The sequence below is a fragment of the Flavobacterium hydrophilum genome, assembly GCF_003202405.1.
GTDB classification, from domain to species: Bacteria; Bacteroidota; Bacteroidia; order Flavobacteriales; family Flavobacteriaceae; genus Flavobacterium; species Flavobacterium hydrophilum.
In genome coordinates this window covers 1917258-1937459 of sequence record NZ_QJHL01000001.1, presented here as the reverse complement: position 1 = coordinate 1937459, position 20202 = coordinate 1917258, and the positions used below count along the sequence as shown (strand labels likewise).

The window sequence follows — 20202 nt, the reverse complement described above, 5'->3', positions numbered from 1 at the left end:
CTAATTTATTATGTTAGTTTCAGATTTATCAACAAACGAATATTCTCTTTATCAGACAACTTACATAAATGCCTTTGATTCTAATAAAACATTATTAGACGGTTTAAAAGAAGGTTTGTCTCAGCTGGTTAATTTTGTAAAAAATATACCGGCTGAAAAATTAGAATATCGTTATGAGGAAGGAAAATGGACCATTAAAGATATTTTGCTTCATATCATCGATACAGAAAGAATTTTTACATATCGTGGATTGAGAATCAGTAGAGGAGATAAAACGCCTTTACCGGGATTTGAACAAGATGATTATGTTCCTTTAGCATTTGGTAATATACGTTCAATAGAGAGTTTATTGGAAGAATATGAAAATGTCAGAAAAGCAACAATTAGTTTTTTTGAAAGTCTTAATGAAGATCAGCTTTTGTTTTTGGGGACAAGTTCAGACAATAGTATTTCGGTGAGAGCAATTGGTTACATTATTACAGGACACCAAAATCATCATTTAAAGGTGATTTCTGAAAGATATTTGTAAATTAATCTAAAGCTCGTTTTGTTACATAAGCCCGATAGCCAATAATTGCCATTTGCCATTTTTTTGCTTTTGCGATATCTAAACCTTGTTTCGTAAAACTTGGTAAAAGGATTTTATTTATTTTGGCTAAGATTTTATACATAAAATTTAAATTTTATCAAAGATATAAAAAAAGACTTTGCTTAACGGCAAAGTCTTTTCTGCTTTTAGGATAAGATAGTTTACGATTTTTGACTTTCTTTCTCCATTTTTTTCATTTCTTTTTCATGAAGTTTCATGTTTTTCTCGAATACTTTCATGTCTTTTTCAAATTGCTTCATATTTATTTCGTACTGTTTGGAATCTTTACCGTATTTTATTTCAATCTCTTCAGTAAATTTCTCCATGTCAGCGTTGAATTTTTCCATTGCGATTTCATATTTTTCCATTTCTTTTTCAAAAATAGCTTCGCGTTTAGACATGATTTCCTCAACTTGTTTTTCATAAGCCGACATATCGGGTTCAAATGATTCCATTTTTTTCTCAAATTCAGACATTTCTTTTTCGAATTTGGTCATAGCGACTTTATCTTTTGGATTTGCGGGAGGAACTGGTGGTTTTGGCATTTTTGACATATCTGGTGTAGGAGCCTGTGGCATTGGTCCCGTTGGAAATGAAGGCGGAGTAGGAGGAACAGGAGGTGTTATAGTCGAAATTGTACTTATCTTGACAGGATTTTTTTCATTTAAGATAAGGTTGTCTCCAACAACTAGTGGTTTGTCCATTCCACCATCGGTAACTAAATTAATTTTTTTAGTCCCGTTTTCTGTTGTAATAATAATTCCACAGCTTTTAATAGCCTCGTCTCCTTCAATTTGAATAGTCTGATCTCTTCCTGTGCCTTTTTCAATATCAACTTTAATCGCAGTTAATTGATTATCTGAGTTTCTTTTTATTTCGGAAATTTCAATATCAACATTGTGATTTTGTTTTAACTTTTCAGTCATCATCTTTAATTCCTGATCTGTAGTTGTGTTTTTAATTTTGTAAACATCTACAGATTGATTTTTTTCTGAAACCTTATGATTTTCCTTTTTTTCCTGCGCAATAGTTTTTATTTGAAATAAAAGCGCAAAAGCTACAAGTGCTGGAAGTATAGCGTAATACTTCCAATAATTTCTCTTTTTTGATTGATTTTTGTTTAACATGACAATTCGTTTTTTGATTAATGATTGATAAAAATGATTGGTGATTGCAACACAGCTTTCATGTGTTGTTATTTTTAAAAGCGTGTATTGATAGGCTTTTTTGTCTGATATTTTTTTAGTAGCTTCATTATCGGCAATGAATTCAAGATTCTGCAGAATGGCTTTTTTATACAGCCAAATAATTGGGTTGAACCAAAATAATACGCAAAATACTCTTGAAATAAGTACGTCGATAGTGTGATTTTGATCGCTGTGCACTTTTTCATGCTCAATAATATTTTCTAATTCTGCTTCTGTATACATTGATGAGTTGTATACGATATAATCAAAATAGGAGAACGGAGCAATATTTTCAGATACGTCAATAAATTTAAAATCAGCTTGCTGTTGTATTTTTTTTCCTTTTAGAACTGAATTTAAGCTATAAAAATCAGTAGCAAATTTTATTATAAGTGCAATAAATCCAATACAGTAAATGGAAAGCACTATATAATTCCAATTGATTTCAAATGATTCTTGCTCAACAGCTTGAGATATAAAATTTTGTGGATAACTAACAGTTGAAACCGGAACAGGATCAATCCAGACAATTTTTGTATAAACCAGAAAAGGAAGAATTAGTGACGTAACTAAACCAGTCAGTAAAAACCATCTGTTACTGTTAAAAAAAGTTTCTTTACGCAATAAAAAATAATAGGCACAATAAAACAATAGGATTAGCCCGGATGATTTTGCGATATAAATGAAAAGTGCTTCCATAAGATATTATTTTTTTTCTTCTTCTGTTTGATTCTCAATCATAGCTAAGATTTCACGTAATTCGGCCGCAGAAATTTTTTCTTCTTTAGCAAAAAACGAAACCATATTTTTATAAGAACTATTGAAATAATTATCAATTGCAGTTTTCATGTATTTTTTACTATACGCTTCTAAACTTATAATTGGATAATATTGATGCGTATTTCCAAAAGCATTGTGTCCCACAAATCCTTTTTCTTCCAGATTTCGAATAATTGTAGAAAGTGTATTGTAATGAGGCTGGTCTTCAGTAATTTCTGCCTGAACTTCTTTTACAAAAGCTTTTTTAAGCTTCCATAAAATGTGCATTATTTCTTCTTCTTTGTTTGTTAGCTTCTGCATGTCTTGCTTGTTAATTTTATAATTTATTCGAAATTATTTTTTGGTGGTGATTAGAATTACACCATTTTTTCCTTTTTCACCATATTTAGTTATAGCTGTCGGGTCTTTCAATACGTTTATTTGTTCAATATTTTGTGGATCCAAATCATCTGTACTTTTATTTGTAATTTTTCCATCTATTATAATTAATGGTTTTTCAGAACTTCTGATATTTATTTTATCAGATAAAATGACTGTAGGATTTTCTGTTGAGTGTTTTGTGGTAATTTCTATGATACCATTTTTTCCGATTGTTCCGTATTTGTCTTCAGCAGGTTTACCTTTTATTACATTAATGCTTGCAATTTCATTATTTGGGACGTCATTAATATTCATTTCTGAATTTGTTTGAACACCATTAACAATAATTATTGGTTTTGCATCAGTAGCAGATACAATTCTTATTGTATTTTTCTCTGTATTTACAGTAGTATTAGTATTAACATTAGTACTAATGTTTTTATCAGTATCAGAATTAGTTTTAGCATCATTGTTGGTATTAGAAATTTGAGTATCCTTAACTTTTATTAAAACGTCTTTGGCTTCTGTTTTATAGCCAATTACAGTAGGTTGTGTATCCGTAAAATTAAAAGAAATGGTTCCGTTTTTATCTTTAATAACAATGATTCCAATTTTTTCAATTCCTGTTGATGTTACCGATTTTTTAATTTTTTTAGCTCCTTTTTCATTTTTTAGATCAATGTTAACAGAAGTAATCTCATTGTTGGCGTTTCTTTTTAATTTAGATATGGCGGTAGAGATATTAAATTTTTCTTTCAATGTTTTTACTCTTTGTTCTATTTCTTCATCTGTGGTATTTTTATCTATTGTAAATACATCTACTGACTCAACTTCATCCGAATTTATTTTCTCGATAATGCCTGAGGCTTTTTCTTGCGCGACGATTTCAACTTGAAATAAAAGTACAAATACTGCAAGTGCCGGAATTACAACATAGTATTTCCATGAATTCCTTTTTTTTGATTGATTTTTGTTTAACATGACAATTCGTTTTTTGATTAATGATTGATAAAAATGATTGGTGATTGCAACACAATTTTCATGTGTTGTTATTTTTAAAAGAGTATATTGATAAGCTCTTTTGTCTGAAATTTTTTTCGCAGCTTCTTTGTCGGCAATAAATTCAAGATTTTGAACAATTGCTTTTTTATAAAGCCATAGTATTGGGTTGAACCAAAATATCAGACAAAAGAATCTGGAGATCAGAACATCAATAGTGTGATTTTGGTCACTATGCACTTTTTCATGCTCAAGAATATTTTCTAATTCTGATTCCGTATACATTGATGAGTTGTATACTATATTTTGAAAATAAGAAAAAGGAGGAATGTTTTCAGATACATCGATAAATTTATAGTCTGCCTGATGCTTTATTTTTTTTCCTTTTAAAATAACATGTAAGCTGTAAAAATCCATTGCAAATTTCATAAGCAAGGCGATAAAACCAATACTGTAAATGATTAAAAAAACATAATTCCAGTTTATTTCAAAAGATGTTTTTTCAATTGTTTGAGGGATATTGAGCTGAGACAGATTTAAATTTGTCATTGGAGCAGGGTCTACCCAGATAATTTTTGTGTAAACAAAAAAAGGCAATGCTATCGAAGTAATTAATCCTGCTAATAAAAACCATCTGTTGCTATTGAAAAATGTTTCTTTGCGCAACAAAAAATAGTAAGCACAATAAAACAATACAACTAACCCGGATGATTTTGCAATATAAATAAAAAGTGCCTCCATAAATAATTTATTTTTCTTCTTGTTGCGATTCGATCATGGCTAAGATTTCACGTAACTCGGCCGCAGATATTTTTTCTTCTTTAGCAAAAAATGAAACCATATTTTTATAAGAACTGTTGAAATAATTATCAATTGCAGTTTTCATATATTTTTTGCTGTAAGCTTCTAAACTTATTATTGGATAATATTGATGGGTATTTCCAAAAGCATTATGTCCGACAAATCCTTTTTCTTCCAGATTTCGAATAATAGTTGAAAGAGTGTTATAATGAGGCTGGTCTTCAATAATTTCTGCCTGTACTTCTTTTACGAATGCTTTTTTGAGCTTCCATAAAATATGCATAATTTCTTCTTCCTTATTAGTTAACTTTTGCATGTATTTTAAATTTAAATCAAACCTACAACTATTTTTTTAGTTATGCAACTATAAAAATAGTTATTTAACGTGTTTTGTAGTTTTTGTATGCTAAAGTGTTGATTATAAATAAAAAAGGCTGTCAATTTAATGACAGCCTTGTAATATTTGTTAATTAACATTAATAAAGACGTGTAAATAATCCTTTTTTATTTCCGGAACCTCCGCTGCCAGTAATCGTAATGTGTCCGGTATTACCATTGCCATCATAACCCCAGGCAAGATTATTTGTTGCGGTATTATTGGTTACTGTGTGAGCGACGTTTTGCCCTGCACTGCCTAATTTGAATCCGTTCCCGTCTCCATTAGTCCCAAAACCGTTATTGCTTGCTGTACATCCTTTTATGGTTACTGTATAAGGCTGTCCGTACAAGTCCCATCCGTCATCAGAATTATGATTCGCTGTACAATTTTCAAATACATTATTTTTTCCTGCAGATAACTTACAGGCAAAACCGTCAGCGTTTTCTCCTGCATTTGCAGCATCGTAATTGTCATTCGATTTGCAGGAAAGAATATAGTTATCGTGACCTCCGTTATAAATTTGCAGGCCCGAATCACCATTAGCTAAAGTACTCACATTATATACATAATTGTAACCGCCGCTTTGAAAAACCAAACCGCAGTCTTTTGCATTTTTAATTGTCATGTTTGTGATGTTCCAATAGCTTCCGTTTACTTTTACACCCCAGCTGCCTGATGGCTGGCCTGAACAGTTTAAAACACCTCCTGTAAAACTTATTTTTGAACTCGAGGTTCCGCTTTTTGCAAGTTCTAATGTTTGCGTCAGGTTTATTGTACCGCTAATTTTTATAATATCACCTGCAACTGCAGATGAAATGGCTGACCTTAATGCTGCTTCGGTTGTGACTGTAGTGGTTTTAGCAGTAAGAGAAGTACTTGTTGGTATAGTTTCTTGATTATCAATAGCAGTTTCGTTTTCTGCAACTGGTGTATCGCTGTTTTCGCATGCAGTAAAAGAAAGAATAGAACATAAAATGAGCAATTTAAAATTTGTTTTCATAATAATTTAAAGTTTGATAGTGGTTAATAAATGAGGTTAATAAAATATTGTTTATTCTAATTGTTAAAAATAAATATTTGATAATCAGTTTGTAATGAATGGTGTAAACTTACCAAGGAATTAATTTATAAAGATTGAATAAGTTCAATCAAATAGTGTTAAAATAAATTATGCTTTCTTACATACGTCTATCGGATAATAAAATATTGCAGAATAATTTGAATAAATAAAAAAGAGGACTCATAATTTATTGCTTTTAGTTAATTTTGCAAAAATTTTAATCATGAAGATTTTTTTTGTTTTTATTGTGCTTTTGGCTTCTACTGCAGGTTTTTCTCAAAAAAAGTTTAATTACTCAGAGGCTGAAAAATTCCAGAAGAAAATTAACTCTGAATATGCTGATGCTAAGACAAGTCCATTAGAGGAAAAAGATTTAAAAACTTTTAAATCATTAGGATTTTATCCGGTAAGCAACAAGTATTTTGTAAATGCAAAGTTTGTTAAGGCTGTAAATGAAAAAGCTTTTGAAATGAAAACATCGACTTCAAGAAAACCAAAATACATTAAATATGGAACCGTTTTCTTTAGTATTGATGGAGTAGCATTGCAGTTAAATGTTTATCAGGATGTCGAACTTTCTAAAATGGATAAATATAAAAACCATTTATTTTTACCATTTTCAGATAAAACCTGTGGGAAGGAAAGTTATATAGGAGGAAGATATATTGATCTTGAAATACCAAAAGGCAATACGATTGCAATTGATTTTAATCAGGCTTATAATCCCTATTGCGCTTACAATCATAAGTATTCATGTCCAATTGTGCCATTAGAAAATGATTTAAATGTTGAAATTAATGCCGGAGTAAAAACTTTTCATTAATGAAATTCTTCAATTTTCATACACATCAGTTTACAAATAATCCTGATATTTTAGAATTGGTTAATCAATATCCACAGGATTTTGATGTTTCCATTCCATATTATTCGGTTGGAGTTCATCCATGGTATATTGTTGAAGACAGAATAGATGCCGATTTACAAATCATTGAAGAAAAATTAAAAGAACATAATTGTTTAGCAATTGGTGAATGTGGTCTGGATAAACGAATTGAAATTCCGTTTGAGCAACAAATTTTAGCTTTTGAAAAACAACTCGCTCTGGCCGAAAAATATAAAAAACCGGTTGTAATACATTGTGTAGCAGCTTTTCAGGAAGTAATTGCAATTAAGAAAAAAATGAAAATCTCTGTTCCAATGATTATACACGGATTTTCAAAAAATAATAATCAAATTGCGAATCAGCTTATTAAGGAAGGGTTTTATATTTCGTTTGGAAAATATTTGCTTAAAAATCCTGATTTAAAAACTGTTTTTCAAAATATACCAAATGATCGTTTTTTTTTAGAAACTGATACAATTGAAGAAAATATTCAACAGGTTTATGAAATAGCTTCGAAATATAAAGAGTTTAAAAATAATGAATTGCAAAATATAATTTCAGTTAATTACAAAAATGTGTTTCAGAGTCACTAATTCTGGAACAATAACTAAACAAATTTAAAATAAGAAAAGAAATATATGGCAGAGTGGACAGAAAGAGCTGAGCTTTTATTTACAAAAGAAGGATTAGATAACCTGCAAAATGCAAATGTTTTGGTTGTAGGTTTAGGAGGGGTAGGATCATTTGCTGCTGAATTTTTGGCAAGAGCAGGAGTAGGAAATATGACTATTGTTGATGGGGATGTTGTTGATATTACTAATATAAACAGACAGTTACCTGCTTTGCATTCGACTGTGGGTGAACCAAAAATTAAAATTGTAGGAGATCGCCTGATGGATATTAATCCAGAACTGAAATTAATCCGTGTACAGGAATTTTTATCTCCTGAGCGTGCTTTTGAAATCGTTTCACCTGAATTTGATTATGTTTTGGATTGTATTGACAGTATTACACCAAAACTGAATTTAATCATCGCAGCAAAACGAAAAAGAGTAAAAATAATTAGCAGTATGGGAGCTGGCGGAAAAATGTTAGCCTCTAAAGTTAAGGTTTCAGATATTTCTAAAACAATTAATTGCTATTTTTCTAAAGCAATCAGAAAGCGATTAAAGGCTGCAAAAATCAATAAATTGAAAGTTGTTTTTTCTTCAGAAATACAAAATGAAAAAAGCCTGAAATTAACGGATGGTAAAAATTTTAAAAAATCTTTTTACGGAACAAACAGTTATATGCCGGGATTATTTGGTCTTCATGCTGCTGAGACCGTAATTCGTCACTTGCTTAAAAAAGAATAGATTGTATAATGCTAAGATTTTAAGTCGTTAAAATTAAGAGCAAAATATAGAATCTCAGAACCTTAGTAACTTAAAAAAAAATGATAAAAACAGTAATTTTTGACATGGATGGTGTAATTGTAGACACTGAACCTGTTCACCGTTATGCCTATTACAAACAATTTTCAGAGTTAAATATTAATGTAACCGAAGAAATGTATACTTCGTTTACGGGATTTTCAACCCGAAATACATTTCAGACATTAAAAGGATTTTTTCCAACTATAGAGCATGGTGTAGAGGATTTAATCCAAAGGAAAAGAAGTATTTTTAATGATGCTTTTGATACTAAAGAAGATTTGTATTTATTGGAAGGGGTTGAAGATTTAATAAAAGATTTGCATGCCAACGGAATTCAGTTAATTTTGGCATCATCTGCTTCAAAAGTAACTATTGAACGTGTTTTTACGCGATTTAATCTGCATCGGTATTTTTCTGCAATAGTGAGTGGTGAAGATTTTCCACAATCCAAGCCTAATCCTGCAATTTTCGTGCATGCAGCTTCATTGTCAGTTGCTCCAAAAGAAAATTGTATCATTATAGAAGATAGTACCAATGGTGTAAAAGCGGCTAAAGGTGCCGGGATTTTTTGTGTAGGTTACAGAAGTGAAAATTCAGAAGGACAGGACTTGTCAGAGGCAAATTTAATTGTCAATCATTTTAATGAATTAAATGCTTTTAAAATCTCACAATTAAGTATTTGAATTAAGTAAAATTTAACTTTTGTCCTTTTTTGAATTCGTAAATTTGAAAAAAAACAAACAGATTTATAAAAATGAAAAAACTACTTATTGCATTAGCCATTATTTTGGCGCCTTTAGTTGCAGAAGCACAAATAAAAACACCACAGGCTAGTCCAAAAGGGTATGTTAAACAAACCGTTGGATTGACCGATGTTGAAGTTACCTATTCAAGACCAGGTGCAAGGGGCAGGGCGGTTTTTGGAAATCTGGTTCCATTTGGAAAATTATGGAGAACCGGAGCCAATGAAAACACAATAATCAATTTTGGAGATGATGTTGTTATTGATGGTAAGACATTAAAAAAAGGAAAATATTCCATTTATACGATTCCAAGAATAGAAAGCTGGGAGGTAATTTTTTATCTTTCTACAGACAATTGGGGATTGCCTGAGAATTGGAACGAGGCATATGTAGTTTTAAAAACTACTGTTAAAGAAGATGCCTTGCCGACTCCTGTTGAAACCTTTACAATAGGCATCAATACTTTGGATCAAAATTCCGGTTATTTAGAAATGGCCTGGGAAAACTCTCATATAGCTTTGAAATTCGAAGTTCCTACTGCAAAAATAGCAACTGCAAGTATTAAAAAGGCGTTGGCAGGACCAACATGGAATGATTATTACGCTGCATCTCAATATTTATTTCAATCAAATGGTGATATGATTAGCGCAAGAGAGTATGTTGATAAAGCTTTAGAATTGAGTCCAGATAAACCTTATTACCTTACAAGATTGAAATCATTAATCCAGGCAAAACAAGGTGATAAAGCCGGTGCTATTGAAACAGCTAAAATTTCGCTGGCATCTGCAGAAGCTGCTAACAATCAGGATTATGTAAAAATGAACAAAGACAGTATTTCAGAATGGAGCAGATAATCTGTAATGCTGTTTTTATAAAATAAAATAAAACCCATTTTGATTTTGATACAAAATGGGTTTTTTATTGTTTTTAATTAAAGTATTTCTATACCAAATGAAGTATTGAAACTTTGATTTGCGTCGAGAATCATTATTCCTTCTTTTTTGAATAAATCTCCTGATTTTTCAAGTGTATCAGAATAACCAAACCAAGGTTCAATACAAATAAAGGGAGCATTTTCTTTGGTCCAGATTCCCAGGCTCGGAAAATTCTCAAAATCTACTTTAATATATGGTTTCGAATTTTCGAAGATAGTTAGTGAATCTGACTCAAGAGTTTTAAAAACCAAAGCATCATTTTCAAATAATTTATAATTCAAAGACACTTCATTATTTGAAGTCTTTAAAGTTTCAGTAGTATTAGAAATTAAGCCATCTTCAAGAAGTGAATATTTTAATTTTTCTTCTTTTTCAAACTGTATACTGTAATTTGAAAAGTTTTCAGGTAAAGCAAAAGCAGGATGTGCACCTATGGAGAAAGGGAGTTGAGTTTCTGATTTATTGATTACTTTATACTCTATACTTAGTTTGTTTTCTTGAAGTTTGTAAATAATCTGCAATTCAAATTCAAAAGGATATTTTTGAAGCGTTTCTTCATTATAAGATAAAGAAAAAGTAGCTGAAGATTCCGTTTTTTCAATCAATTGAAATTCCATATCACGTGCAAAACCATGTCTTGATAAGTGATAGTTTTTGTCATTAAAAGTATACGTTTCGTTTTTTAAACTTCCAACAATCGGAAAAAGTACAGGAGAGTGTTTTGGCCAGTAATTAGGATCTCCATTCCACATATATTCCTTGCTTTGATTATCAGACAAAGAGAATAGTTCAGCTCCGCGATGTTTGATCGATGCTTTAAGTTTCGAATTTGATATTGTTGTATTCAAAATGGTATTTTAAAAGATTAGTTTTGTATTTATTGTAAATATAATTTTATAAAATTTATTTTCTTACGAAAATCGCTTAAATTATTTTTTTGATAATATTTTGCTAAAAATAAATATAAGCTTTGATTTTTCTCTCTAAATAGCTTTTTTTTTCATTAATTTGCTACATAAATAGGTATAAAATATGAAAAGACAGTCTGCTAAAGCCTTAATTACAATGGCTTTGTTTGTAGGAATTTCTCCTGTTTGGGCACAACAAACTCCGACAGGTACAGAAAATCCGGTTAATAAATACAATTATCATGATGCATTCGCACCACATTTCTACACAAAAAACGGCACACCAACCCGTTCAGCAAGTGGGCAGCCGGGTGTTGAGTACTGGCAAAACAGAGCAGATTATCAGATAACTGCAAAATTAAATGCGACGACAAATCAAATTACTGGAACGGATGAAATTACCTATACTAATAATAGTCCGGATAAATTGTCTTTTGTCTGGCTTAATTTAGATCAGAACTTATTTAAAAATGACTCAAGGGGAAATGCAGTTGTGCCATTAACAGGAAGTCGCAATGGGGCACAAGGGCAGCTTTTTGATGGTGGAAATAAAATAAAATCAGTAAAAGTAATTTCAGGAGATAAGAAAAAAACAGAAACTGAAGCAAAATATATAGTTACAGATACCAGAATGCAAATTTTTCTTCCACAGGAATTAGCATCAAAAGGCGGTTCAGTAAAAATCAAAATTGATTTTTCATTTACAGCTCCTTTTGAAGGATCTGACAGAATGGGAGTTTTAGAAACTAAAAATGGTAAGGTTTTCACGATTGCTCAGTGGTATCCGCGTATGTGTGTTTATGATGATGTAAGAGGATGGAATACAGCACCCTATTTAGGCGCTTCTGAATTTTATCTGGAGTATGGTAATTTTGACGTAAAACTTACTGTGCCGGCAAATCATTATGTGGTAAGTTCAGGAGAATTACTGAATGGAGCAGAAGTATTACCGGCTGAACAATTTAAGCGTTACAAAGAAGCCGGACAAAGTGATAAAACGGTTACGATTCGTTCTGCGGAAGAAGTAAATGCTACAGCAAATACAAATGCGGGAACTGAAAAAACATGGCATTATCAAATTAAAAATGCACGTGATTTTTCATGGGCTTCATCATCTGCTTTTGTCTTAGATGGTGCAAAAATTAATTTGCCAAGTGGTAAAAAAGCTTTGGCTTTGTCTGCATATCCAGTTGAAAGTTCCGGCAAAGATGGATACGGACGTTCTACTGAATATGTGAAAGCTTCGATTGAACATTATTCAAAACAATGGTTTGAATATCCTTATCCGGCTGCAACAAATGTTGCCGGAAATGAAGGAGGAATGGAGTATCCGGGTATTGTATTCTGCAGTTGGGAATCAAAAGGAAAAGATTTATGGGGAGTTACAGATCACGAATTTGGTCATATCTGGTTTCCAATGATTGTGGGTTCAAACGAAAGATTATTTGCATGGATGGATGAAGGTTTTAATACTTTTATTAATTCTTTGAGCACCATAGCATTTAACAACGGAGAGTATAAAGAGGCAGCAACGGATTTACACGAAATGGCAGAACCTTTTACAAGACCAGACTTAGAAACAATTATGAGCTCTCCTGATAATATGAAAGAAGCTAATATTGGCATGTTATGCTATTTTAAACCAAGTGCAGGTTTGATAATTTTAAGAGAACAGGTTTTAGGAAAAGAACGTTTTGATACAGCTTTTAAGACTTATATTGAGCGTTGGGCATACAAACATCCACAACCTGATGACTTTTTCAGAACTATGGAAAATGTTGCAGGAGAAGATTTAAGTTGGTTCTGGAGAAGCTGGTATGTAAATAACTGGCGATTTGATCAGGGAATTAATTCAATTAAATACGTAAAAAATGACCCTTCGAAAGGAGTTATAATTAATGTTGAAAATTTCGATAAAATGCCAATGCCGGTTGTTGTGGATGTAAAAACGAAAAGTGGAAAAGTCACGAGAGTTAATTTACCTGTAGAAGTTTGGCAACGCAACAATGACTGGTTTTTCAAACATAATTCGACCGAAGAAATAGAAAGCATAACATTAGATCCTGATCATGTTTTTCCGGATAATAATGAAAGCAATAATGCATGGACAGCAGGAAAAGGAAAGCTAGAGAAAGATATCATTCTGGATGGATATTTAGGGATTTATTCTACAAAAAATGCTCCTCTGAAAATTGAATTAACGGAGAAAAACAGTGTTTTGAATGTAGAGATTACAAATTTTCCAAAGTTCACAGTTGAGCCGGTTGCAGGTGAAAAAGATACTTTTGTGTCAAACGGAGCAGGTTTGAAATTTAAATTTAATGAGGCTAAGACAGCTTTTGATATGACTGTTTTAGGAAATGGGCAGGTAATTCCGTTTACTAAAAACTAAAATAAAACTTATAAGTAATTAATTCCGATAGGTTTATGAAATCTATCGGAATTTTTTATTTTTAAAAAAAAATAACATTGCATTAAAAAAATGTTAGATTTTTTAAAATTAGTTTTCTAAATAAAAAAATAGTGTACTTTTGCACCAATGAATAAAATAAGTTTACATATAACTTCTTTGTCACGGACAATCTCACCTGGTACTTCTCCCGAAGTACGGATGCTATCTATATAGTATTCAAAAGAGTTTTTCGTCGCGTATTTATTTTATATTCATTTTTATTTTGAAATCACTTAAGTTGTCCATCGGGCAAACACATACCAAAAGTATTTATTTTTTTAAAAATTTTCTGAATCAATTTTTTGATTTTGAGGATATTACTTCTATTGTGTCTGATTTTATTAGCTCTGTTTTTGGATTTCAAACCAAACAATACGTTTTAATATTTAACGCTAAACTTCAACTATTGAAATGAAGATCTCTATTGTTGTAACTCAGGAAGAACACTTCAAATTCGCACAGGAAATTTGCGATACGATAGAATCATCTGCCTTGTTAAGAGGTACAGGGATTGCTAAAAGGACTCCTGAATATATTCAGAAAAAAATGTCAAATGGTGACGCAATGATTGCTCTGGCAGACGGAAAATTTGCAGGGTTTTGCTATATCGAAAGTTGGCAGCACGGAAAATTCGTGGCACATTCCGGCTTGATTGTACATCCGGATTACAGAAATCTGGGTTTGGCTAAAAAGATTAAATCAAAAGTTTTTGAATATTCTTTGAAAAAATACCCTGAAGCAAAAATATTTGGTATAACAACCGGACTTGCAGTAATGAAAATCAATTCTGATTTGGGGTATAAACCGGTTCCTTTCTCTGAATTGACTACTGATCCCAGCTTCTGGGCTGGCTGTAAAACATGCACTAATTTTCAAATTTTACAGAGTAAAGAAAATAAAATGTGTCTTTGTACAGGTATGCTATATGATCCTAAAGACAAACCAAAAGATCCGCCTAGACATCCTTTTAATGAAGCTGTTTTAAGCAGACTTAAAAAAATTAAACAGGCTTTATTTTTAAATAAATTATTGTCTGTTTTATTTACTTAAACAATTAATTAAAAAAGAAATCTCAAACTGCTACATACGAAAGTATTAGCCTAAATTATAAAAAATGAAAAAAGTAGTATTAGCTTATAGCGGAGGATTAGATACCTCGTATTGTTTGAAATATTTAAAAAATGAAAAAGGATACGAAGTTCATACTGTTCTTGTAGACACAGGAGGATTCGATGCAGAAGAATTATCAGCTATTGAAAAAAGAGCTTACGAATTAGGAAGTGCGCAACATGCCAACCTGACAATCGTAGACAAATATTATGATAAAGCTATAAAATATTTGATTTTCGGAAACGTATTAAAAAACAATACCTATCCATTATCTGTAAGTGCAGAGCGTGTTTTTCAGGCAATTGAAGCTATAAAATATGCTAAAAAAGTAGGAGCAAGTGCTATCGCACATGGAAGTACAGGTGCAGGAAACGATCAGATTCGTTTTGATTTAATTTTCCAAACCATTGCTCCGGAAATCGAAATCATTACTCCAATTAGAGATTTGAAACTTTCAAGACAAGAAGAAGTAGATTATTTAGCTCAAAACGGAGTGCATTACTCTTGGGAAAAAGCACAATATTCGATTAATAAGGGACTTTGGGGAACGAGTGTTGGAGGAAAAGAAACTTTAACTTCAAGCCAGCCATTGCCAAGTGAAGCATATCCTTCGCAATTGCAAAAAGAAGGTGAAGAAAAAGTGACTTTGCATTTTGAACAAGGAGAATTAGTGGCATTAAACGGTAAAAAAGATGCTCCTGAGAAAAATATTGTAAAACTTGAAAAACTGGCAAATGCTTACGCAATTGGTAGAGACATTCACGTAGGTGATACCATTATCGGAATTAAAGGAAGAGTTGGTTTTGAAGCTGCTGCACCTTTAATTATCATCAAAGCACATCATTTGTTAGAGAAACATACGCTTGGAAAATGGCAGCAATACTGGAAAGAGCAGTTAGGGAACTGGTACGGAATGTTATTTCACGAAGGTCAGTTTTTAGATCCGGTGATGAGAAACATCGAGACTTTTCTTCAGGACACTCAAAAGACAGTAAATGGAACTGTAACCGTTTCTTTAAAACCATATCATTTTTCACTTGACGGAATCGAATCTAAAAATGATTTAATGAACACAGGTTTTGGTCAATACGGTGAAATGAATAATGCCTGGACATCTGACGATGCAAAAGGATTTATTAAAATTCTTGGAAATGCACAAAACATATTTTCATCTGTAAATCATTTAGATCATGATTAATATCGGAATTATTGGTGGTTCAGGCTACACAGCCGGAGAACTCATCAGAATTTTAATGTATCACCCAAATGTAAACATCGATTTTGTTTATAGTACAACGAATGCCGGAAAGCCGCTTTCAGTAGCGCACCACGATTTGATGGGCGATATTGAAATGAATTTTACGGATAAAATCAATCCAGAGGTAAATGTTGTTTTTTTATGTTTGGGTCACGGTAAATCAATTTCTTTTTTAAAGGAAAATCAGTTTGGAGGTCATACTAAAATCATTGATTTAGGAAATGATTTCAGATTGAATAAAGACGCACATTTCGAAGGAAAAGATTTCGTTTATGGATTACCTGAAATAAATAAATCTGAAATTAAAAAAGCAGATTTTATAGCTAATCCGGGATGTTTTGCAACGGCAATTCAATTGGCATTATTGCCTTTAGCGAAACATAACTTACTAAATAATGATGTTCACATCAATGCTACAACAGGAAGTACAGGAGCAGGAGTAAGTCTTTCAGAAACTTCTCATTTTAGCTGGAGAAACAATAATTTTTCGCATTACAAAGCTTTTGAACACCAGCATTTAGGAGAAATTTCAGAAAGCCTGGTTCAGCTGCAGGATGATTTTGACAGCGAATTGCTTTTTATTCCAAACAGAGGAGATTTTCCAAGAGGAATTTTTGCAACGCTGTACACATTATGCGATGATAGTTTGGAACAATTGGTTGCTAAATATGAAGAGTTCTATAAAAACGAACCTTTTGTAACTGTTACAACAACCAATATAAACATGAAACAAGTGGTTCAGACGAATAAATGCATCATTAGTTTATTGAAAAAAGGAAACCGGGTTCTCATAACATCAATTATCGATAACTTAACCAAAGGTGCTTCAGGACAAGCGATTCAAAACATGAATTTAATGTTCGGATTAGAAGAAACCACTGGTTTACATTTGAAACCAAGCGGATTTTAATTTTTAGTTTCAAGTTTCAGGTTTCACGTTTTTATGTAACCTGAAAAAATATAAAGAAACATAAACTAATTTCAGGTTTCACGTTACAAGTTAACTTGAAATGTGAAACCTGAAACAAAATAAACAAAACAAAAATGAACTTATTCAACGTTTACCCATTATACGATATCACTCCGGTAAAAGCAATTGATTGTACAATTATTGATGACAAAGGAGTAGAATATTTAGACCTATATAGCGGACATGGTGTAATTTCCATCGGACATACACAGCCGGATTATGTAGCAAAACTTAAAAATCAATTAGATCATTTAGGCTTTTATTCGAATGCAATTCAGAATCCTTTACAGGTAGAATTAGCTCAGAAATTAGGAAAACTTTCTGGCTTAGAAGATTACGAATTGTTTTTGTGCAGTTCTGGTGCTGAAGCAAACGAAAATGCATTGAAATTAGCTTCTTTCCATAATGGAAAATCAAGAGTTGTGGCATTTCATAATTCTTTTCACGGAAGAACTTCTGCTGCAGTTGCGGTTACTGATAACAAAAAAATTGTTGCGCCAATAAATGCACAGCAGGAAGTGACTTTCTTACCTTTAAATAAAATAGAATTGGTTGAAGCTGAATTAACAAAAGGCGATGTTACAGCTGTAATTATTGAAGGAATTCAGGGAGTTGGAGGTTTGGATCAGGGAACAACTGAGTTTTTTCAGGCTTTAGAAAAAGCGTGTAAAAAACACGATGTTGTTTTGATTTTAGACGAAGTACAGTCAGGATACGGAAGAAGCGGTAAATTTTTCGCTTTCCAACACCACGGAATCAATGCTGATATTATTTCAGTTGCAAAAGGAATGGGGAACGGCTTCCCGGTTGGAGCGATCTTGATTTCTCCAAAATTTGAAGCAAGTTTCGGTTTGTTAGGTACTACTTTCGGCGGAAGCCACTTGTCTTGTGCAGCGTCAATTGCAGTTTTAGATGTAATTGAAAAGCTTGATTTACAAAAAAATGTAAACGACGTTTACGAATATTTCTTAGAAAAAATTAAAGAAGTTGAAGGGATCAAACAAATAAAAGGAAAAGGCTTGATACTGGGAGTAGAGTTTGATTTTGATGTGGCTGCTTTAAGAAAGAAATTAATTATCGAAAAACACATTTTTACAGGAAGTGCAAACAACAAAAATCTATTAAGAATTTTACCGCCTTTAACAGTGAAAAAAGCGGATATCGATACGTTTGTAAAAGCTTTAAAAGAAAGTTTACAAGAGCTTAAAAATTAATTGTCATTGGCTAAATATTTATAACAATGAATACAATACTTCCAATCGAAAAAAGGAATGCTGTTTTAACTACAATGGCGAGTTTATTAGAGCAGGAAAGAGAATCACTTAAAAGCATCAACCAACATGATTTATCCAATTATTCGGGTGAAGATCTGGCAATGGAAAAGCGTCTGCTGGTAGATGATGCTAAAGTAAATGGTATGATTCTTTCCCTGCAGCAATTAGCGAGCCAGGAAGATCCGGTAGGGCAGGTTCGTTTTACTTTCACTCATGAAAACGGAATGAAAATCAGCAATAAAACAGCTGCTTTTGGAACTATTTTAATTATATATGAATCTCGTCCGGACGTAACTGTAGAAGCGGGAGGAATTGCATTTAAATCGGGAAATAAAATTCTTTTGAAAGGCGGTAAAGAATCCTTGCTTTCCAATCAGAAAATTGTAAGCCTTTGGCATCAGGCATTGGAAAACAATGGAGTTTCAACCGATTGGGTTGAATACTTGAATTATGACAGAGTTCAGACACAGGAATTTCTTGAAAAACCAACACAAAAAGTAGATTTGATTGTACCTCGAGGTGGTGAAAAACTGATTGAATTTACCAAAAAACATGCTACTTGTCCTGTAATTGTAAGTGGTCGCGGAAATAATTTCGTTTATGTTAATGAAGATGCCGATTTAGAAAAGGCAATGGTAATTATTATTAACGGAAAAACATCAAACATATCAGTTTGTAATGCTTTGGATAAAGTATTAATTGATACGAATTTGCCAAATTGGGAAGTGTTTGCTAAACAGTTGGTTACAGAATTAGAGAAATTTAAAGTTACTGTTTTAGGAGATGAGGCTTTTGCAAAAGCAACAGGAGTTCCTGCTATTGAAAATGATTTAATTTGGTATGAAGAGTTTTTAGATTATAAAATTGTAATCGGAACGATAAATTCAAATTACGAAGCAATTGCCAAAATCAATAAATATTGTGGAGGTCATTCGGCTTCTATCATTACTGAAAATGAAGCTTTGGCACAGGAATTTATGGATAATGTTGACGCTTCTTCTGTGTACCATAATGCTTCAACCCGTTTTACGGATGGTGGACAATTTGGATTAGGTGGAGAGTTAGCGATCAGTACTGATAAATTGCACCAAAGAGGACCAATTGGTTTACAGCATCTGGTGACCAATAAATGGTATGTGTACGGAGAAGGGCAGATTAGATAGTTAGACTTTCTTAGATTGTTAGACTTCTTAGAATTTTAGATTGATGATTAACGATTTTTGATTTCAGATTATTGGAATTTATTTAAAGATTTAGCTTGCGAACTTAGCGTTTTGTAAACACAAACAACATTAAAAACCTTGCGCCCTTTGCGGTTAAAAAACAAGACATGGCAAAAAAAAGGATTTTATTAAAAATAGGAAGTAATACTTTAACCAAAGAAACCAATCATATTTCGCGGGGAAAAATTGAGGATATTGGTATGCAGATTGCAGCTTTACAAGACAAATATGAATTTATTATTGTCAGTTCAGGAGCGATTGCTGCAGCTAAACAATTTGTGAAGCTGGATAATAATGATAAAGATGTGTTTGTAAAACAGGCTCTCGCATCTATTGGTCAGCCTCATTTGATGCGTATTTATCATGAAAATTTCAGTGATTTAGGACTGCATATTTCACAATGCCTGCTCTCTTATTCTGATTTTGAGAAACAACAATCCAAAGACAATATTGTAAATACGATTAATGTATTAGTAAAAAACAATTATATACCAATAATTAATGAAAATGATACTGTAGCAACTGATGAGATTAAATTTGGAGATAATGACAAACTAGCCGCTTTGACTGCAGAGCTGCTAAATGTTGATATACTGATAATTGCAACCAATACAAACGGAATTTATACCAAAGAATCAATTCATAATGAAGTTCCTGAAACTATTAAACTGGTAAGCGATTTGAAACTTTTAGAAAAAGAAATCGGAGATTCAAAATCATCACACGGAACAGGAGGAATGCAGTCGAAAATTGAAGCTGCCGGAATTGCAAAAGCAGCCAATATTGAAACCTGGATAGTCAATGGACTAAATGATAATTTTATTTTGAAAGCACTAAAGAACGAAATTCCTTTTACAAAAATAATATAATGTGTCA

General features: G+C 32.0%; 20 protein-coding genes. 13 read left to right on the top strand and 7 right to left on the bottom strand.

Features of this window, described 5'->3' with window-relative positions; genetic code table 11:
• Window positions 1-10: 10 nt before the first annotated feature.
• Window positions 11-529, top strand: a complete 519-nt coding sequence (locus DMB68_RS07425) for a DinB family protein (RefSeq protein ID WP_110345972.1) — start codon at window positions 11-13, stop codon at window positions 527-529.
• A 1-nt stretch (window position 530) separates the two neighbouring features.
• Here the strand turns inward: DMB68_RS07425 and DMB68_RS07420 are convergent, their stop codons facing one another.
• The 6 genes from DMB68_RS07420 to DMB68_RS07395 all read right to left on the bottom strand — a co-directional run bounded on the left by DMB68_RS07420 (window position 531) and on the right by DMB68_RS07395 (window position 6095).
• Complete coding sequence (locus tag DMB68_RS07420; protein ID WP_110306088.1) at window positions 531-671, bottom strand: SsrA-binding protein; 141 nt, start codon at window positions 669-671, stop codon at window positions 531-533.
• A gap of 79 nt (window positions 672-750) precedes the next feature.
• Window positions 751-2475, bottom strand: a complete 1725-nt coding sequence (locus DMB68_RS07415; RefSeq protein WP_110345971.1) for a M56 family metallopeptidase — start codon at window positions 2473-2475, stop codon at window positions 751-753.
• Window positions 2476-2481: 6 nt separating this feature from the next.
• Window positions 2482-2856 carry a BlaI/MecI/CopY family transcriptional regulator gene (locus tag DMB68_RS07410; RefSeq protein ID WP_110345970.1) on the bottom strand — a complete coding sequence of 125 codons (375 nt, stop codon included), beginning with the start codon at window positions 2854-2856 and terminating at the stop codon, window positions 2482-2484.
• A 33-nt stretch (window positions 2857-2889) separates the two neighbouring features.
• A complete protein-coding gene (locus DMB68_RS07405; RefSeq protein ID WP_165830107.1) occupies window positions 2890-4656 on the bottom strand; it encodes a M56 family metallopeptidase in 1767 nt (588 codons plus the stop codon).
• 7 nt (window positions 4657-4663) lie between these two features.
• The gene (locus DMB68_RS07400; RefSeq protein ID WP_110345969.1) at window positions 4664-5032 is read right to left on the bottom strand and encodes a BlaI/MecI/CopY family transcriptional regulator; all 369 of its coding nucleotides are present in this window, start codon (window positions 5030-5032) and stop codon (window positions 4664-4666) included.
• Window positions 5033-5192: 160 nt separating this feature from the next.
• Window positions 5193-6095 (bottom strand): right-handed parallel beta-helix repeat-containing protein, encoded by a 903-nt coding sequence (locus DMB68_RS07395; protein ID WP_110345968.1) that lies wholly within the window; start codon window positions 6093-6095, stop codon window positions 5193-5195.
• 283 nt (window positions 6096-6378) lie between these two features.
• On the opposite strand from DMB68_RS07395, the gene DMB68_RS07390 reads away from it, so the two are divergent.
• From DMB68_RS07390 to DMB68_RS07370, 5 genes are all read left to right on the top strand, one after another.
• Window positions 6379-6978, top strand: a complete 600-nt coding sequence (locus DMB68_RS07390) for a DUF1684 domain-containing protein (protein ID WP_110346389.1) — start codon at window positions 6379-6381, stop codon at window positions 6976-6978.
• Window positions 6978-7631 (top strand): TatD family hydrolase, encoded by a 654-nt coding sequence (locus DMB68_RS07385; protein WP_110345967.1) that lies wholly within the window; start codon window positions 6978-6980, stop codon window positions 7629-7631. Before DMB68_RS07390 ends, DMB68_RS07385 begins: the two co-directional genes overlap by 1 nt.
• A gap of 45 nt (window positions 7632-7676) precedes the next feature.
• Entirely contained in the window at window positions 7677-8393 is a 717-nt protein-coding gene (locus DMB68_RS07380; protein ID WP_110345966.1) for a tRNA threonylcarbamoyladenosine dehydratase, read from the top strand.
• An 80-nt stretch (window positions 8394-8473) separates the two neighbouring features.
• Window positions 8474-9136, top strand: coding sequence for an HAD family hydrolase (locus DMB68_RS07375; RefSeq protein ID WP_110345965.1), 663 nt, complete (start codon window positions 8474-8476; stop codon window positions 9134-9136).
• A gap of 71 nt (window positions 9137-9207) precedes the next feature.
• Window positions 9208-10050, top strand: coding sequence for a DUF2911 domain-containing protein (locus DMB68_RS07370; RefSeq protein WP_110345964.1), 843 nt, complete (start codon window positions 9208-9210; stop codon window positions 10048-10050).
• 77 nt (window positions 10051-10127) lie between these two features.
• On the opposite strand, the gene DMB68_RS07365 is transcribed toward DMB68_RS07370, so the two are convergent.
• Window positions 10128-10979 (bottom strand): aldose 1-epimerase family protein, encoded by an 852-nt coding sequence (locus DMB68_RS07365; protein ID WP_110345963.1) that lies wholly within the window; start codon window positions 10977-10979, stop codon window positions 10128-10130.
• A 184-nt stretch (window positions 10980-11163) separates the two neighbouring features.
• On the opposite strand from DMB68_RS07365, the gene DMB68_RS07360 reads away from it, so the two are divergent.
• The 7 genes from DMB68_RS07360 to proB all read left to right on the top strand — a co-directional run bounded on the left by DMB68_RS07360 (window position 11164) and on the right by proB (window position 20195).
• A complete protein-coding gene (locus tag DMB68_RS07360) occupies window positions 11164-13431 on the top strand; it encodes a M1 family metallopeptidase (RefSeq protein WP_110345962.1) in 2268 nt (755 codons plus the stop codon).
• Between the two features lie 471 nt (window positions 13432-13902).
• Window positions 13903-14541, top strand: a complete 639-nt coding sequence (locus tag DMB68_RS07355) for a GNAT family N-acetyltransferase (protein ID WP_110345961.1) — start codon at window positions 13903-13905, stop codon at window positions 14539-14541.
• 64 nt (window positions 14542-14605) lie between these two features.
• Window positions 14606-15799, top strand: coding sequence for an argininosuccinate synthase (locus DMB68_RS07350; RefSeq protein WP_110345960.1), 1194 nt, complete (start codon window positions 14606-14608; stop codon window positions 15797-15799).
• Window positions 15792-16769, top strand: a complete 978-nt coding sequence (argC, locus tag DMB68_RS07345) for an N-acetyl-gamma-glutamyl-phosphate reductase (protein ID WP_110345959.1) — start codon at window positions 15792-15794, stop codon at window positions 16767-16769. The genes DMB68_RS07350 and argC overlap by 8 nt, the downstream gene beginning before the upstream one ends.
• A gap of 134 nt (window positions 16770-16903) precedes the next feature.
• The gene (locus tag DMB68_RS07340; protein ID WP_110345958.1) at window positions 16904-18043 is read left to right on the top strand and encodes an aspartate aminotransferase family protein; all 1140 of its coding nucleotides are present in this window, start codon (window positions 16904-16906) and stop codon (window positions 18041-18043) included.
• Window positions 18044-18069: 26 nt separating this feature from the next.
• A complete protein-coding gene (locus DMB68_RS07335; protein ID WP_110345957.1) occupies window positions 18070-19266 on the top strand; it encodes a glutamate-5-semialdehyde dehydrogenase in 1197 nt (398 codons plus the stop codon).
• A gap of 167 nt (window positions 19267-19433) precedes the next feature.
• Complete coding sequence (proB, locus tag DMB68_RS07330) at window positions 19434-20195, top strand: glutamate 5-kinase (RefSeq protein ID WP_110345956.1); 762 nt, start codon at window positions 19434-19436, stop codon at window positions 20193-20195.
• The last annotated feature ends 7 nt before the right edge of the window (window positions 20196-20202 follow it).